20 protein-coding genes are annotated in these 16,120 nt (G+C 58.2%); 11 read left to right on the plus strand and 9 right to left on the minus strand.

The features are described from left to right. Positions 1-160: 160 nt before the first annotated feature. Positions 161-526, plus strand: coding sequence for a histone-like nucleoid-structuring protein, MvaT/MvaU family (locus NTD89_RS21730; RefSeq protein WP_145160874.1), 366 nt, complete (start codon positions 161-163; stop codon positions 524-526). A 112-nt stretch (positions 527-638) separates the two neighbouring features. On the opposite strand, the gene NTD89_RS21735 is transcribed toward NTD89_RS21730, so the two are convergent. Then, complete coding sequence (locus NTD89_RS21735) at positions 639-1,175, minus strand: DUF4946 domain-containing protein (RefSeq protein WP_145161232.1); 537 nt, start codon at positions 1,173-1,175, stop codon at positions 639-641. A 198-nt stretch (positions 1,176-1,373) separates the two neighbouring features. Here NTD89_RS21735 and gloA point away from each other — a divergent pair, with 198 nt between their 5' ends. Beyond that, a complete protein-coding gene (gene gloA / locus NTD89_RS21740) occupies positions 1,374-1,895 on the plus strand; it encodes a lactoylglutathione lyase (RefSeq protein WP_106579161.1) in 522 nt (173 codons plus the stop codon). Positions 1,896-1,958: 63 nt separating this feature from the next. On the opposite strand, the gene ahpF is transcribed toward gloA, so the two are convergent. The 3 genes from ahpF to NTD89_RS21755 all read right to left on the minus strand — a co-directional run bounded on the left by ahpF (position 1,959) and on the right by NTD89_RS21755 (position 5,281). Next, entirely contained in the window at positions 1,959-3,524 is a 1,566-nt protein-coding gene (ahpF, locus tag NTD89_RS21745) for an alkyl hydroperoxide reductase subunit F (protein WP_145160876.1), read from the minus strand. A 127-nt stretch (positions 3,525-3,651) separates the two neighbouring features. Then, positions 3,652-4,215, minus strand: coding sequence for an alkyl hydroperoxide reductase subunit C (ahpC, locus tag NTD89_RS21750; protein WP_053255965.1), 564 nt, complete (start codon positions 4,213-4,215; stop codon positions 3,652-3,654). Positions 4,216-4,348: 133 nt separating this feature from the next. After that, entirely contained in the window at positions 4,349-5,281 is a 933-nt protein-coding gene (locus tag NTD89_RS21755; RefSeq protein WP_262209654.1) for a site-specific integrase, read from the minus strand. A gap of 170 nt (positions 5,282-5,451) precedes the next feature. On the opposite strand from NTD89_RS21755, the gene NTD89_RS21760 reads away from it, so the two are divergent. Continuing rightward, positions 5,452-6,459: a DNA-binding protein gene (locus NTD89_RS21760; protein ID WP_262209655.1), complete on the plus strand. Its 1,008-nt coding sequence runs from the start codon at positions 5,452-5,454 to the stop codon at positions 6,457-6,459. Here NTD89_RS21760 and gorA read toward each other — a convergent pair whose 3' ends face one another. Both gorA and galU read right to left on the minus strand, forming a co-directional pair. Then, entirely contained in the window at positions 6,460-7,818 is a 1,359-nt protein-coding gene (gene gorA / locus NTD89_RS21765; RefSeq protein WP_262209657.1) for a glutathione-disulfide reductase, read from the minus strand. A gap of 104 nt (positions 7,819-7,922) precedes the next feature. Next, entirely contained in the window at positions 7,923-8,762 is an 840-nt protein-coding gene (gene galU / locus NTD89_RS21770) for a UTP--glucose-1-phosphate uridylyltransferase GalU (RefSeq protein ID WP_003230743.1), read from the minus strand. 309 nt (positions 8,763-9,071) lie between these two features. Between galU and NTD89_RS21775 the strand changes: the two genes are divergently transcribed. Beyond that, a complete protein-coding gene (locus NTD89_RS21775; RefSeq protein ID WP_028616218.1) occupies positions 9,072-9,257 on the plus strand; it encodes a hypothetical protein in 186 nt (61 codons plus the stop codon). A gap of 145 nt (positions 9,258-9,402) precedes the next feature. Next, positions 9,403-9,687: a hypothetical protein gene (locus tag NTD89_RS21780; protein WP_262209659.1), complete on the plus strand. Its 285-nt coding sequence runs from the start codon at positions 9,403-9,405 to the stop codon at positions 9,685-9,687. Positions 9,688-9,695: 8 nt separating this feature from the next. Here the strand turns inward: NTD89_RS21780 and NTD89_RS21785 are convergent, their stop codons facing one another. Then, positions 9,696-9,926: a hypothetical protein gene (locus NTD89_RS21785; protein ID WP_145160887.1), complete on the minus strand. Its 231-nt coding sequence runs from the start codon at positions 9,924-9,926 to the stop codon at positions 9,696-9,698. A 279-nt stretch (positions 9,927-10,205) separates the two neighbouring features. Further along, positions 10,206-10,556 (minus strand): hypothetical protein, encoded by a 351-nt coding sequence (locus NTD89_RS21790; RefSeq protein ID WP_106579154.1) that lies wholly within the window; start codon positions 10,554-10,556, stop codon positions 10,206-10,208. 212 nt (positions 10,557-10,768) lie between these two features. Here NTD89_RS21790 and NTD89_RS21795 point away from each other — a divergent pair, with 212 nt between their 5' ends. The 4 genes from NTD89_RS21795 (at position 10,769) to ada (ending at position 13,052) form a co-directional block, all read left to right on the plus strand. After that, positions 10,769-11,071: a DUF1883 domain-containing protein gene (locus NTD89_RS21795; protein WP_003173824.1), complete on the plus strand. Its 303-nt coding sequence runs from the start codon at positions 10,769-10,771 to the stop codon at positions 11,069-11,071. Positions 11,072-11,096: 25 nt separating this feature from the next. Then, on the plus strand, positions 11,097-11,264 hold the full coding sequence (locus NTD89_RS21800) for a hypothetical protein (protein WP_164487941.1): 168 nt from the start codon (positions 11,097-11,099) through the stop codon (positions 11,262-11,264). A 3-nt stretch (positions 11,265-11,267) separates the two neighbouring features. Further along, a complete protein-coding gene (gene alkB / locus NTD89_RS21805; protein WP_262209660.1) occupies positions 11,268-11,933 on the plus strand; it encodes a DNA oxidative demethylase AlkB in 666 nt (221 codons plus the stop codon). Between the two features lie 75 nt (positions 11,934-12,008). Further along, positions 12,009-13,052: a bifunctional DNA-binding transcriptional regulator/O6-methylguanine-DNA methyltransferase Ada gene (gene ada / locus NTD89_RS21810; RefSeq protein ID WP_262209661.1), complete on the plus strand. Its 1,044-nt coding sequence runs from the start codon at positions 12,009-12,011 to the stop codon at positions 13,050-13,052. Between the two features lie 144 nt (positions 13,053-13,196). On the opposite strand, the gene NTD89_RS21815 is transcribed toward ada, so the two are convergent. Beyond that, on the minus strand, positions 13,197-13,787 hold the full coding sequence (locus tag NTD89_RS21815) for a CGNR zinc finger domain-containing protein (RefSeq protein WP_262209663.1): 591 nt from the start codon (positions 13,785-13,787) through the stop codon (positions 13,197-13,199). 173 nt (positions 13,788-13,960) lie between these two features. On the opposite strand from NTD89_RS21815, the gene NTD89_RS21820 reads away from it, so the two are divergent. After that, on the plus strand, positions 13,961-14,839 hold the full coding sequence (locus NTD89_RS21820; protein WP_262209665.1) for an alpha/beta fold hydrolase: 879 nt from the start codon (positions 13,961-13,963) through the stop codon (positions 14,837-14,839). 109 nt (positions 14,840-14,948) lie between these two features. After that, complete coding sequence (locus NTD89_RS21825) at positions 14,949-16,013, plus strand: NAD(P)H-dependent flavin oxidoreductase (RefSeq protein ID WP_262209666.1); 1,065 nt, start codon at positions 14,949-14,951, stop codon at positions 16,011-16,013. The last annotated feature ends 107 nt before the right edge of the window (positions 16,014-16,120 follow it).

Below are 16,120 nucleotides of genomic sequence, written 5' to 3' on the forward strand. Positions count from 1 at the left end.
TAAACGACGTGATTTACTCGTGGGGCATTAACTACTACAATTTTTCCTGCCTGTGCTGAACTCGCAGAAAGGCCTCTTTCTTTGAGTCACTTTATAAGCGCTTGGCTTATAGCTTTGTCTGCAGTTGATATCAGCAAACTACATTATTGGAGTACAGATTTTGTCCAGACTCGCCGAATTTCGCGCAGCAGAAAAAGCCCTTCAAGAGCAGCTTGCCCAGCTGGAATCCCTGAAGAACGACGCCGGCCTGAAGAAAGAAATCGAATTCGAAGAAAAGCTGCAAGGCTTGATGAAACACTACGGCAAAGGCCTGCGCGACATCATCGCGATCCTTGACCCACACCCTGCCAAGGCCGGTGCTGCAACGTCCGCCGCCCCCAAACAGCGCCGCGCACGTGTGGTCAAGGTCTATCACAACCCGCACACCGGCGAGCTGATCGAGACCAAAGGCGGCAACCACCGCGGCCTCAAAGCCTGGAAAGAACAGTATGGCGCCGCTACTGTAGATTCCTGGCTTCGCGGCTGATCGCATTGCACTAACAAAAAGCCCCGCTGATGCGGGGCTTTTTTTGTTTAAGGATTCGAAAACGAACTTAACTAACATTTCATTTTGTTCAAATCCGATCAATCTGACACCTTCAAAGTTTCAGGCTGTCGCGTACCGATCCGACTTCGTTCTGGCTGGCCTCATAGGCTTGGGCTTGGCCGGCGTATGAAAAAACATAGGCTGTGTCGGTATCTACCGCGCCGACTAATGTTTGCGACAACACGTGTCGGCCATTCTCGGTAATCACGCAAGTTGTTTCCAACGCATCAAGACGGCTCAATGTGGTTGGGTGCATCTTGGTGCACACGCTTTGATAACCGCTGCCGGCAAAATCTTTCTGGATGGATTTACGCATTTCCAGCAACACGCCTTGAAGATTAACTTTATGACCCGCCTCGATCGGTGTGCCGGTCAACTCCATGACCATCAAGGTATTGCCATTTTCGTCGTTCTTGATCGCGCGCTGGCGAGACACGGCCTGGGGTTTTACCGGTGCTTCGCCGTCCGGCTCCACTTCCTCGACTTGCCAGCCACTGGGCCAGTGAATTTCCGGGTCCGCCGCCAGTACGAACGGGCTAACCAGCAGTAAACACAACGAGCTCAACAGCGATTTACGAAATTCGATCATTGCAAAAAACGCCCAAGGTTCAAGCGTCAAAGTTTGAGCCCGGCACCCGCTGGTCGCAAGCGCTGCGTGACCTTTTTCATTTGGCGCACTGGGCGGCCCTTGCGTATCATGGCTCGGCTGCATGGACGCTTGCCGCAAGCCAACGGACCGCGCCTATCATTTCAAGTCGCGTTTGCCCCATTTTTTTCTGGAGGGCCCATGAGCCTGCACGAACTGAACACTTTCCCGGGCGTCACTGCCCAGCCTGACACCGCCACCACGAACTTCGTGTTCAACCACACCATGCTGCGGGTCAAAGACATCACCAAGTCGCTGGATTTCTACACCCGCGTCCTGGGGTTTTCCCTGGTTGAAAAGCGCGACTTCCCGGAAGCCGAATTCAGCCTGTACTTCCTGGCCCTGGTGGACAAGGCTCAGATCCCGGCCGACGCCGCTGAACGCACCCAGTGGATGAAGTCGATCCCGGGCATCCTGGAACTGACCCACAACCACGGCACCGAAAACGATGCCGACTTCGCGTACCACAACGGCAACACCGACCCGCGTGGCTTTGGCCACATCTGCATTTCGGTGCCGGATATCGTCGCTGCGTGCGAACGCTTCGAAGCCCTGGGCTGTGACTTCCAGAAGCGCCTGACCGACGGCCGCATGAAAAGCCTGGCTTTCATCAAGGACCCGGATGCGTACTGGGTCGAGATTATTCAACCAGCACCGATGTAAAAGCCTCGCGCCATAAAAAAACCCCATGATCACTCATGGGGTTTTTCATTTCCGGGTCCGACTTTACGCAGGTGCGGACGTGCGGATCAGGTGATCGAACGCGCTCAGGGAAGCCTTGGCGCCCTCGCCTACCGCAATCACGATTTGCTTGTACGGTACGGTCGTTACGTCACCGGCGGCGAATACACCTGGCAGCGAGGTTTCACCACGCGCATCAACAATGATCTCGCCACGCGGGGTCAGCTCCACCGTGCCTTTGAGCCAGTCAGTGTTGGGCAACAAGCCGATCTGGACAAAGATGCCTTCCAGGTCGATGGTCTTGAACTCGCCACTGTCGCGGTCCTTGTACGCCAGGCCGGTGACTTTCTGGCCATCACCTTTGACCTCACTGGTCAGCGCACTGGTGATCACGTCAACGTTCGGCAGGCTGTAGAGCTTGCGCTGCAACACGGCGTCGGCGCGCAGCTTGCTGTCGAACTCGAGCAAGGTCACATGGCTGACGATACCCGCCAGGTCGATAGCCGCTTCAACCCCGGAGTTACCCCCGCCGATCACTGCCACGCGCTTGCCTTTGAACAGCGGACCATCGCAGTGCGGGCAGAAGCACACGCCCTTGGCTTTGTATTCCTGCTCGCCCGGCACACCCATTTCGCGCCAGCGGGCGCCCGTGGCCAGGATCACGGTCTTGGACTTGAGGGTCGCACCGCTTTCGAAGCGAATCTCGTGCAGGTCACCGGCGTTTTTTGCAGGGATCAAGCTGCTGGCACGCTGCAGGTTCATGATGTCCACGTCGTACTGACGCACGTGGGCTTCAAGCGCGCTGGCCAGTTTCGGCCCTTCGGTCTCCTGCACCGAGATAAAGTTCTCGATGGACATGGTGTCCAGCACTTGCCCGCCGAAGCGTTCAGCCGCCACACCGGTGCGGATGCCCTTACGTGCGGCGTAGATAGCGGCCGCCGAACCGGCTGGGCCACCGCCGACTACCAGGACATCAAAGGCGTCTTTGGCGCTGATTTTTTCTGCGGCTTTTTCGATACCGCTGGTGTCGAGCTTGGCGAGGATTTCTTCCAGGCCCATGCGGCCCTGACCGAAGTTCACGCCATTGAGGTACACGCTCGGTACCGCCATGATCTGGCGCTCATCGACTTCAGCCTGGAACAGCGCGCCGTCGATGGCGACGTGGCGGATGTTCGGGTTGAGCACGGCCATCAGGTTCAGTGCCTGGACCACGTCGGGGCAGTTCTGGCAGGACAGCGAGAAGTACGTCTCGAAGCTGAACTCGCCCTTGAGGGCGCGGATCTGTTCAATCACTTCGACACTGGCCTTCGAGGGGTGGCCGCCGACTTGCAGCAATGCCAACACCAAGGAGGTGAATTCATGGCCCATGGGGATGCCGGCGAAACGCAGGCTGATATCGGCACCCGGGCGGTTGATGGAGAACGACGGCTTGCGCGCATCATCGCCATCGGTTTTCAGAGTAATCAGCGTGGTGAGGCTGGTTACGTCTTGCAAAAGGGCAAGCATTTCCTGGGATTTCGCGCCGTCGTCGAGGGAGGCGACGATCTCGATCGGCTGGGTGACCCGTTCCAGGTATGACTTCAACTGAGCTTTAAGATTGGCGTCCAACATACGGGCGATTTCCTATTAATTCGGTTTATTGCAGACAAAAAAACGCCCGAGCGAATCTCGCCCGGGCGTTTTGAGGGCGGATGCAGCTTACTTAAGTGCGGAGTTCCGCCCTTGATACTTCACAGACTTAGATCTTGCCGACCAGGTCCAGGGATGGAGCCAACGTCGCTTCGCCTTCTTTCCACTTGGCTGGGCATACTTCGCCTGGGTGGGCAGCTACGTACTGAGCGGCCTTGATTTTGCGCAGCAGCTCGGAAGCGTCACGGCCAACACCACCGTCGTTCAGTTCAACGATCTTGATCTTGCCTTCTGGGTCGATCACGAAGGTACCGCGGTCTGCCAGGCCAGCTTCTTCGATCAGTACGTCGAAGTTGCGGGAGATGGTCAGAGTTGGGTCGCCGATCATGGTGTACTGGATTTTGCCGATGGCTGGCGAAGTGTTGTGCCAGGCAGCGTGGGCAAAGTGGGTGTCGGTGGAAACGCTGTAGATTTCGACGCCCAGTTTCTGGAATTCGGCGTAGTTGTCAGCCAGGTCTTCCAGCTCGGTTGGGCAAACGAAGGTGAAGTCGGCTGGGTAGAAGAACACGACAGACCATTTGCCTTTCAGGTCAGCGTCCGACACGTCTACGAAGTTGCCGTTTTTGTAAGCAGTTGCTTTGAACGGTTTTACTTGGCTGTTGATGATAGGCATCGTTGACTCTCCGTCAGGGGTTAAGAAGTTGATGAGGTGAATCCTACCCACTCTCTTGACCGTTGGCTCATTGGCAAACCTGATGCTGACGATTGGTTTTGCCTATCAGGTAACCGTATTAATAGAAGAAATCTCAAATCAACGGTTGGGTGGCCAAGGTCATGCCAAGAAAGGGCGTCGCTTCAACATAGCGCATGGCAGATTTCATGTCGTTCCAACCGACATAACTCATCAGCGACTTCAAGTCCCAGCCACTACGATGAGCCCAGGTGGCGAAACCTCGGCGCAGGGAGTGGCTGGTGTACTGATCGGCCGGAATGCCCGCGCGCTCCAGCGCCTGGCGCAGCAGCGGGATCACGCTGTTGGGGTGCAAGCCCTCCTCGCCCAGGTTGCCCCAGCGATCAATCCCGCGGAACACCGGGCCACGCACCAACGCCGAAGCACTGAGCCAGTCGCTGTAGGCCTGTACCGGGCACAGCCGCAGTAACGCTGGGGTCTGGTAGGTCTTGCCGAGGTTGTCGCGATCACTTTTGCTGCGTGGCAGGTACAGGCTGATGCCAGCGCCAGGCACTGCTTGCACGTGTTCGATGTCCAGGCGGCACAACTCGTCGCTGCGAAACCCTCTCCAGAAGCCCAGCAAAATCAGCGCAGTATCGCGCTTGGCGCGCAGCAAGCGAGGCGCGTGCTGGTCGCTGCTCGCCTGTCGCGCCTCTGCCTCCAGCGATGCAACCACCTGTTCGAGGTGCTTGAGTTGCAGCGGCTCGGCCTGCTTCTCCTGCGCCGGGTGCACCGCGCGAATGCCCTTGAGCACCTTGCGCACCACCGGCGCCTTGGTCGGGTCGGGAAACCCCTGGCTGCTGTGCCATTGCGCCAACGCCGAGAGCCGCAGCTTCAAGGTGTTTACCGCCAGCACGCCAGCATGCGCCACCAGGTAGCGCGCAATGCTGTCGCTGGTCGCCGGCAGGAAACCGCCCCAACTCACCTCGAAGTGCTCAATGGCCGCCCGGTAACTACGGCGAGTGTTATCGCGTGTGGCGGCGTTGAGGTATCGATCCAGTTCGCTCATGAAAGGCCTATTCGTACTGCTGCAGGGTGAATCCGCGCTAAAAACCGCTATGACACGGGATAATACGCCAATATCCCATCCGTTAAATCATGAATTTAAACGTGTTTTTATTTATGTTACAGTATGTATATACATACTCTGTACCACAGTACGAAATCGACGGAGACTCCATGGCTCGCGGCGGCATAAACAAAGCAGTAGTTCAAACGGCACGCTTGGCAATCCTTGCCCGCGGCGAAAACCCCAGCATCGACGCGGTGCGCATCGAGATGGGCAATACCGGCTCGAAAACCACGATTCATCGCTATTTGAAGGAATTGGACGATAGCGAAAGCCGGCTGACGATCACCGAAGCGCCAATCGATGACGAGCTCGGCGAACTGGTCGCACGGCTGGCTTTACGTTTGAAAGAGAAGGCTCAGGAACCTATCGACTTGGCCTTGGCGCAGTTCGAACAGCACAAAGCCTCCCTGCTCGCCCAGGTAGAGTCGCTGGAGGCGGCTCACGCCGAGCTCAAGCAACAATTTGATATCCAGGCCGCCGCCTTGGCAGAAGAAAGCGCCGCCCTGCAAACCGCCAGTACCAGCCTGCAGACCGAGCAAACCCGCAACGCCGGGCTCAGCCAGGCGTGCAGCGATTACGAGTTAAGGATTGCGGACAAGGACGAACAGATTCGATCACTGGAAGAAAAGCACCTGCACGCGCGGGAGGCGCTGGAGCATTACCGCACTGCAATCAAGGAGCAGCGCGAGCAGGAACAGCGACGCCACGAAGGCCAACTGCAACAAGTGCAGGCGGAACTGCGCCAGGCTCAGCAAAGCGCCATGGTGCGCCAGGACGAAATCACGCAGTTGCATCGCGACAATGAGCGGTTATTGATCGAACACCGCGTGACCATGAAGGAGCTGGCCGCGCTGCAAGCGCAATCCCGCAAAGACCAGGCCCTGCAGCAAAAGCTTGGCGAACAGGTAAACCTGATTGAAAGCGAACGCACCCTGCTTCAGGAACGCCTGCGGGTGGCGGTACTGGAGAGTCAATCGCGCCAGGAAGCGCTGACCGAACACCAGCTTGCCAACAAAACCCTGGAACTGGACCTTATCAAGGCCCAGGCCAGTATCGAGGCATTGCGCCTGGCGACCGCTGTTGCAACGGCGCCAGAGGCGACACCACAAGCCTGATCAGTCAGCCACAGGCGTGCGCATGGTGACGAACTCTTCCGCCGCCGTAGGGTGCACGCCGATGGTTTCATCGAAATGCTGCTTGGTCGCGCCCGCCTTGAGGGCGATCGCCAGGCCTTGCACGATCTCGCCGGCATCCGGGCCGACCATGTGGCAACCCAACACCTTGTCGGTGTCAGCGTCGACCACCAGCTTCATCAAGGTTTTTTCCTGGCAATCGGTCAGCGTCAGCTTCATGGGCCGGAAACGGCTTTCGAAAATCTGCACCTTGTGGCCGTTCTTTTTCGCTTCTTCTTCAGTCAGGCCGACAGTGCCGATGTTTGGCAGGCTGAACACCGCTGTCGGGATCATCGCGTAATCCACCGGGCGGTACTGCTCGGGCTTGAACAGACGACGCGCCACCGCCATGCCTTCAGCCAGGGCCACTGGCGTCAACTGCACGCGACCAATCACATCGCCGATCGCCAGGATCGACGACTCAGCGGTCTGGTACAGGTCATCCACCTCAACGAAGCCGCGCTCGTTCAGCTTGACGCCGGTATTTTCCAGGCCCAGGTTGTCCAGCATCGGGCGGCGGCCAGTGGCGTAGAACACGCAATCGGCCTCGAGCACGCGGCCGTCTTTCAAGGTGGCCTTGAGGCTGCCATCGGCTTGCTTGTCGATACGCTCGATGTCGGCGTTGAACTGCAGGTCGAGGCCGCGCTTGGTCAGCTCTTCCTTCAGATGGGTGCGCACTGAACCGTCGAAACCGCGCAGGAACAGATCGCCGCGATACAGCAGCGTGGTCTGCGCGCCCAGGCCATGGAAAATGCCCGCGAACTCAACGGCAATGTAGCCACCACCGACCACCAGCACACGCTTGGGGAGCGCCTTGAGGAAGAATGCCTCATTGGAACCAATAGCGTGTTCGCGCCCTGGAATCTCCGGAATCTGTGGCCAGCCACCGGTAGCGATCAGGATGTGCTTGGCGGTAAAGCGTTCGCCATTAATCTCTACCTGGTGCGGGTCCACCAGACGCGCATGCCCTTCATGCAAGGTCACGCCACTGTTGACCAGCAGGTTGCGATAAATGCCATTGAGGCGGTTGATTTCGCGATCCTTGTTGGCGATCAGGGTCGCCCAATCAAAGTCAGCTTCACCCAATGACCAGCCGAAACCGCTCGCTTGCTCGAAGTCTTCGGCGAAATGCGCCCCGTACACCAACAGTTTTTTCGGTACGCAACCGACGTTAACGCACGTGCCGCCCAGGTAGCGGCTTTCCGCCACGGCCACCTTGGCGCCAAAGCCAGCGGCAAAACGCGCCGCGCGAACACCGCCAGAACCGGCGCCAATTACATACAGGTCAAAATCGTAGGCCATTTCACTCTCCTCGGCAGGTCATCAGCATACCGATTTAGATGGGGCTGAAAAACGAAAAAGCCACCCGAGGGTGGCTTTCTCTTAAAACACTCAGCAAGCGTGAATCAGTAAGCCTTGCCAGTCTTGTAGAAATGCTCGTAGCAGAAGTTGGTCGCCTCGATGTAGCCTTCAGCGCCACCGCAGTCGAAACGCTGACCTTTGAACTTGTAGGCAATCACGCAACCGTCTTTGGCTTGCTTCAACAGCGCGTCGGTGATCTGGATCTCGCCACCCTTGCCCGGCTCGGTTTCTTCGATCAGCTTGAAGATGTCCGGGGTGAGGATGTAACGACCAATGATCGCGAGGTTCGACGGCGCGTCTTCTGGCGCTGGCTTCTCGACCATGTCGCGTACGCGGATCAGGCCATCACCAATGTCGTCACCGGCGATCACGCCGTACTTGTTGGTTTCGGCCGGATTGACTTCCATCACCGCAACGATGGTGCAACGGTACTTCTGGTACAGCTTGACCATTTGGGTCAGTACGCCGTCGCCTTCCAGGTTGACGCACAGGTCGTCCGCCAGTACCACGGCAAACGGTTCGTCACCGATCAGCGGGCGGCCGGTGAGGATCGCGTGGCCGAGGCCTTTCATCTGGGTTTGACGGGTGTAGGAGAACGAGCACTCGTCGAGCAATTTGCGGATACCGACCAGGTATTTTTCCTTGTCGGTGCCCTTGATCTGGTTTTCCAGCTCGTAGCTGATGTCGAAGTGGTCTTCGAGTGCGCGCTTACCACGGCCGGTGACGATGGAGATTTCGTTCAGACCGGCATCCAATGCCTCTTCGACGCCGTACTGAATCAGTGGCTTGTTCACCACCGGCAGCATCTCTTTGGGCATGGCTTTGGTCGCTGGCAAGAAGCGAGTGCCGTAACCGGCTGCTGGGAACAAGCATTTCTTGATCATATGAGTCCTTACAAAGGGCTGTGCGTACGGAATTCGGCGCAGTCTAATGAGGCCGCAGTCACCTTACAATGGGTCCTGCTGGCGTTGCGATGTCATCATAGAGAAAAAATGTCGGCGTAAGTTCCGCTGATCCTGCCAAGAGCTTGCCCAGCGGTTCGGCAAAACATGCCATCCCCCAATGATTAAAAGGGGTATAACTGTTTTAGCACGCTTTGCCGCGCGTCACACTGACCTGCAACAACTTGCGCTTTCCCCCGGCATTTGGCGCTATCATGACGCGCTTGAACCAGACCACGAGATTGTTAATAGATGTCAGAACCAAAAGGCGTAAACGGCTACCTGATCACACAGCGAGCAGACGGCTGGCACTTGATCAACTTTCACGGTGACAGCGTTGCCGGGGTATTTCCGACTGAAAGCCAGGCTATCGCGGTAGCCGAAGTGTTTGTGGACGAAGCCGGCCACGCATCGAGCAAAAGACCCAAAGGCAAGTAAGCCACGGCGACTTGCGCAAAAAGCCCCGATTGACGGGGCTTTTTTGTGTTTGTCTGTACCTAGGTGGCAGTTCGCTATAATCTGCTGCGAACGCCCCACGACAGTGTCAGCGCTCCATCCAACACCCTCGACGACGACTCAACTCATGAACAAGATTCTGGCACTGACTGCAACCCTGGCGCTGATGAGCGGCTGCACCACCACCTCCGACACCTTCCTGAAAAATGGCGAGCAAGGCCTGACCATCGACTGCTCGGGCGAAGCCAACTCGTGGGCCAGCTGCTACGAGAAAGCCGACGCCTCCTGCGCGGGCACCGGCTACCGTATCGTCGGCACCGAAGGCACGCCCTCGCTCAAGGAAGACGACAAGACCCTGGGCAAAGACGTAGGCAACTTCAAGAGCCGAAGCGTAGTGGTCGTGTGCAAATAGCCAGACGGCTACAGGTGAATTTCGGCGAACTTGATGCCCAGCCCGCGCAGAAGCTCGATGAGGTCATCCAGACGCGCGAATGACTCGACTTCATCCTGCTCGTCCACCAGAAAAAAACTGCGCCCGCCGCTTTTTTTGAAAAACACGATCCACTCGCCAAGATCGGCAGGGTTCTGAATGACATGGGTGGCCGAAATTTGACCCTCGGCTTGGTGGGCTTTGACGTGTTCACGCTTCATGACGGTTCCCAGAAAAAGACAAATGCCACGCAATCGTTAGGGTTGCGCGGCATTTTTTGCATTGAATACCCGACAGTTTAACGGATGCCTTGCCCGATCAACACGCTCATCATGGCTCCATTTTTATAGTTATAAGCTAGATCACAAGCGCATAAGCTTATAAATGGTAGGGAAATGGACCTCTCGCCACAACACCCAAACGCACGGCAAAAAAAAGCCTGACGCTGCACTGCAGCGTCAGGCTTTTTTATCGGATTCAAGCGCCAATGAGCCTGGGGCTCAGCCGGAGATGCAATCCTCTGCGGCTTTCTTCACATCACCAGGTCGAATGGGCACGTTCGACATGCTTTCATAAAGTTTGATGCTGCTGCCGCTGGAGCGTTCTTCAATCTCGAAGATCGCCGACGGATCAGCCGAGAATTTCTGCGGCACAATCACCTGTACACCGTCCTTGTGCGGTTCGATCTGCGGCGGTCTGCGGGTGGCGGCGAGCTTGCGCACGACACACGCGGCATATTCCGGCGGCTTTTTACCTGAAATAACCACCAATGTTGGCGGGGTCTGCTTGATATCTGCAACCGAAGCACACCCACCTAAGGCCAGGGCCAGAACCAACACACTCCACTTCATACTTAAACCTCCGATAAAGATCCTACGACAGCGTAGAGAGTAGATTTCTCCCGCCAATGTAGGATTTATCTCTAAAAACTCGGGAAATAACTGTTTTAAATTGTCGAAGTCGTCGACGACGATCCGATAATAAACGCGCTGGGGCTGATAAACTCTATCTTAACCTACGTATCATTCTGATTTTTCAGAAAAAGCCCTTCTGGAGACACCCCATGAAATTCATCCACCAGCGCGAGCACCTCAACGAGGGCGACATCGTTGTCATCGAATGCTCACAAACGTGCAACATTCGCCTGATGAGCGACGCCAATTTTCGCAGCTTCAAGAACGGTGGCCGTCACACCTATCACGGCGGCGCGTTCGACAAATTCCCGGCAAAAATCACCGCACCCAGCACCGGTTTCTGGAACATCACCCTGGATGTAGTGACACGCCGCGCCATCAGCGTCACGCGTAAGCCAGCGTTGTCTCACAAGATTCGCATCGTTCGCCGCACCAGTACCAAACTGAGCTGACCCGAACACTCGACAGGAAAACACTGTGACTACCACAACCAAATACGTCATCAAGTACAAACTCAACGGCGAACGTCGCTTTGAGTTCGCGCAATTGCACACCAACAGTGTCGAAGAAGCCCAGCAGGCGCTGGCGAAAATCCACGATGCCAGTGACGAAATCACCGACATCACCGTGAGCAAGGCGCTGTAAGCGATGTCCGGCCCTACGGCGGATCTGTTCGCCGACGATGCGCTGCAACAACCGGCCGGGCGCGAGCAGATCGGCGAAGAGTCTTACGTGCTGAGGGGCTATGCCCTGCCCTGGATTGATCGCTTGCTACCTGAACTGCGGCGCGTATTGGCTCAATCACCGTTCCGGCAGATGGTCACACCCGGTGGATTTACCATGTCGGCGGCCCTGAGCAGTTGCGGCGCACTGGGCTGGACCACCGACAGCTCCGGCTATCGATACAGCCCGGTTGATCCGCGCAGCCGCCAACCCTGGCCGGCGATGCCGGACGCTTTGCGCGAGCTTGCCAAGCTTGCAGCCGCAGAGGCCGGCTTCAATGACTTCTCCCCGGATGCCTGCCTGATCAACCGTTATGTGCCCGGGGCTAAAATGTCCCTGCACCAGGATAAAAATGAACGTTGCTATCGCGCCCCGGTGGTGTCCGTGTCCCTCGGGCTGCCCGCCATTTTCCTGTTCGGCGGGCATGAGCGTGGCAACCGCACGCAGAAAATCTCGTTGTTTCACGGCGATGTCGTGGTCTGGGGTGGCGTCGATCGGTTACGTTTTCATGGGGTGATGCCGATCAAGGAAGGCGTGCATCCGGTGATGGGCCCGCAACGAATCAACCTGACGTTTCGCACGGCCGGTTGATTTGACCGCAAGCTTCGGAGTGTCGAGCGCAACCTGCGCGGTTAATCTGCCCGTGACCCGTCAAGAGTGCAGGCCATGAACAACCAACAAGACCCTCGCTGGGCCGCCATCGTCGCCCGCGACGCCAAGGCTGACGCGCTGTTTGTCTACGGCGTAAAAACCACCGGCGTTTATTGCCGCCCCAGCAGCGCCTCGCGCTTGCCACGGCCGGAGAACGTCGAATTTTTTGACACCCCTGCGCAGGCCGAAGCGGCGGGTTATAGGCCGAGTAAACGCGCCGCGGGCGACCAGACCCAATTGGCCGCGCACCACGCGCAGATAGTCGCCGACGCGTGCCGGCATATAGAACAGGCCGAAACCCCGCCCAGCCTGGACGTACTTGCGCGCCTGGCCGGGTTGAGTTCGTTCCATTTTCATCGCGTCTTCAAAGCCATCACCGGCCTGACGCCCAAGGGCTACGCCAGCGCCCTTCGCTCGCGCAAAGTGCGTGTTGGCCTCAAGGGCGAGCATTCCGTGACGGACGCGGTGTACGACGCAGGCTTTAACTCAAACAGCCGCTTTTATGAGTCCGCCGATCAGTTACTCGGCATGAAACCCAGCGATTACAAGGCCGGTGGCACTAACAGCGAGATCCATTTTGCCGTGGGTCAGTGCTCGCTGGGGGCCATTCTGGTGGCGCAGAGCCAACGGGGCGTGTGTGCGATTTTGCTGGGGGACGATCCGGACACGCTGGTGCGCGACCTGCAGGATCAATTTCCCAAGGCCGAGTTGGTGGGTGCGGATCGGCATTTCGAACAATTGATCGCCCAGGTCGTGGGCTTCGTCGAAGCACCGGCGCTGGGCCTGGATTTGCCCCTGGACTTGCGCGGAACCGCCTTTCAGGAGCGCGTGTGGCGGGCACTGCGCGACATTCCGGTGGGCAGCACGGCCAGCTACGCGCAGATCGCCCAGCGCATCGGCGCGCCCACATCCTTTCGTGCGGTGGCCCAGGCCTGTGGCGCCAATCACCTGGCTGTGGCGATCCCCTGCCATCGCGTCGTACGCAGCAATGGCGAGCTCTCCGGGTACCGTTGGGGCGTTGAGCGCAAGCGGCAGCTGCTGGAACGGGAAAGTCAGTAAAGACTCAGCGCACAAATCAGCGCCACACCGGTCCGATTTTTTACGCTGCAGGCTAGGCCTCATCCGCATTACGTGTGCGCACGTTGAGCCTGGCCACCCGAAATTGCTTGCACTGCCCTCTTCTTTTAAAGCGTCAGTGTGCGCTTACAAGGCCTTGCGTTTACGGAACTGCGCAACCTTATGCCGGTTGCCGCACAGCGCCATGCTGCACCAACGGCGCTTGTGCGCTTTGGTCCGGTCATAAAACCACAGAACACATTCCGGATGCTCGCAGCGGCGAATCAAGCTGAAATCGCCGGCCACCAATAACTGAGCCGCTGCTTCGGCAATCGGCGACAAAAACTGCTCCGCCGTCTGTTGCTTGCGCTGGCGCTCCAGTTGAGGCTGCCCGGACGCAGGCCAGACCAACTGCGGATAGCTGACCGCCTTGCGTAAAAAACTGTTGAGCGCCGCCGGATTGCCCGTCTCACCGCTCTTGCGCGCGGCCACCAGTTCACGGATCACCTCGCGCAGTTGGCGTGCAGCCCCCAGCAAAGCACCTTCTTCGAACGTGGGAATGCTCGCTTGCGCTACCCACTCCAGGCGCACCAGCCAATGCGCAACGTCGGCGTCGGTGTGCCAAAAATCCACCGGCTGGCCATCGATATTCGCCAGGGTATTGAGCATGTCCAGCACCGGCTCATCGGCCAGTACATAGGGTTGTGATAGTGGGGCATGGGGCGTAAGGGTGGCCATGGCTTGTCCTCTTGAGCACCGCGCAATCGTAACCGCTATTTTTGGATCTGGATAGTTACACTCCCAAAAACAGATAACCTCAATAACTGGTTTGACAGGTTACATATTTGGGCGCAGCCTCTAAATCAGTAACCCGTATTACCGACCAATCCAGTTACAAAGGTGTCCTCATCATGTCTATCGCAACCCCCGTCGTTCGCTACCACCACGTTGATGTCGATGGTGTGCGCATGTTCTACCGTGAAGCCGGCGATCCTTCGGCTCCGGTCATGTTGCTGCTGCACGGGTTCCCCAGCTCGTCGCATATGTACCGCAACCTCATCCCGCTGCTCGCCACGCGCTTTCGGGTCATCGCGCCCGATTTGCCAGGGTTCGGCTTCACCGAGGTGCCCGTCGAGCGCGATTACCAGTACAGCTTCGATAACCTGGCGATCAGTGTCGGGCATTTCGTCGATGCGCTGAAACTGAGCCGCTACGCCCTGTACGTTTTTGATTACGGTGCACCCGTGGGCCTGCGCCTGGCGGTGGCGCATCCGGAACGGGTCAGCGCGCTGGTCTCGCAAAACGGCAACGCGTATCTGGAAGGGCTGGGCGATGCCTGGGCGCCGATTCGCGCCTACTGGGCGGACGCGAGCGCAGCCAATCGCGAGGTGATCCGCAACGCGGTCATCAGCCTGGAAGGCACGCGCTACCAGTACTTGCATGGGGTGAGTCAGCCGGAGTTGGTCGCACCGGAGTCCTACATGCTGGACGTGCTGTTGATGCAACGCCCGGGCAACGACGAAATCCAGCTGGACCTGTTTCTCGACTACCGCAATAACCTCACGCTGTACCCGGCGTTCCAGGCATTTTTCAAAGCCAGCCAGGTGCCGACGCTGGTGATCTGGGGTCAGAACGATCCGTTTTTTATCCCGCCTGGCGCCCATGCCTACAAGGGCGACAACGCCAACGCGGTGGTTGAACTGCTGGACACCGGCCACTTCGCTCTGGAAACTCATGCGGCCCATATTGCCGAGCGTATTCACGCGGTGCTGGGGCATGCCATCGACTGATGGCGCGGCACGAAACCCTGCTCTCGTCCAGTGAATAATACGCACTGGCCGGGTGCCAATGGCCCTGTTAAAACAGCGCAAAGTCCTACTCACGCTGGAGACGCATCCCATGAGCACCTGGCCAGACTCGCGAATCATCGACCTGCTGGGCATTCAACTGCCCATCATCCAGGCCCCTATGGCCGGTGCCACGACCACCGCCATGGTGATTGCCGCCAATCAAGCGGGTGCGCTGGGCTCGATGCCCGCCGCAGCGCTGACCATCGAGCAACTGCGCGAAGCCTTGAGCACGATCCGCCAGGCAAGTACGCGCCCCATCAACGTGAATTTCTTCTGCCATCAACCGCCCGACGCCGATGAGGCCGGCGACCGTCGCTGGAAGGACCTGTTGCAACCCTACTACCACGAACTGGGCGCCGATTTTGATGCGCCAACACCCGTTTCCAACCGCGCGCCGTTTAACGAGGCCGCCTGCCAGGTGGTCGAGGCGTTCCGCCCCGAGGTGGTGAGTTTTCACTTTGGCCTGCCGGAAAAAACCTTGCTCGACCGGGTAAAAGCCACCGGCGCCAAAGTGCTGTCATCCGCCACCACCGTGGAAGAAGCGGTCTGGCTGGAACAGCATGGCTGCGACGCAATCATTGCGATGGGCATTGAGGCCGGCGGGCATCGTGGCTTGTTTCTCAGCGACGACCTCAATACCCAGATCGGCTTGATGGCGCTGGTACCGCAGATCGTCGACGCCGTCAGCGTGCCCGTGATTGCGGCCGGCGGTATTGCTGATGCGCGCGGCATCGTCGCGGCCTTTGCTCTGGGCGCATCAGCCGTACAAATCGGCACCGCCTACCTGTTTACGCCCGAAGCCAACGTCAGCGCCTCCCACGCCTCTGCGCTGCGTCGTGCCCAGGCCAGCGAAACCGCGCTGACCAACCTGTTCACCGGCCGCCCGGCGCGAGGCATCGTCAACCGCGTGATGCGTGAACTGGGCGCGATCAATCCGGCGGCGCCTGCCTTCCCCACGTCCGGTGGTGCCCTGATGCCGCTCAAGGCCAAGGACGAGGCGGGTTTCAGCAACCTGTGGTCGGGCCAGGCATTGCGCCTGTGCAAAGATGCATCCACTTATGACCTGACTCGCGAGCTGGCCGCGCAGGCGCTGGCAAAGCTCAAGCAGAACTGACGTCAAGGGCAACTTTGCGCTGTACCGGCGATTGCCAACCGCTATATATTCCCCTACATAGCGGTAAAGCCTTCTATCTATAACGAGCCGTACACCCTCAAAGGAGC

Origin of the sequence: Pseudomonas sp. 14P_5.3_Bac1, assembly GCF_025466135.1 — a bacterium.
Classification (GTDB): Bacteria; Pseudomonadota; Gammaproteobacteria; order Pseudomonadales; family Pseudomonadaceae; genus Aquipseudomonas.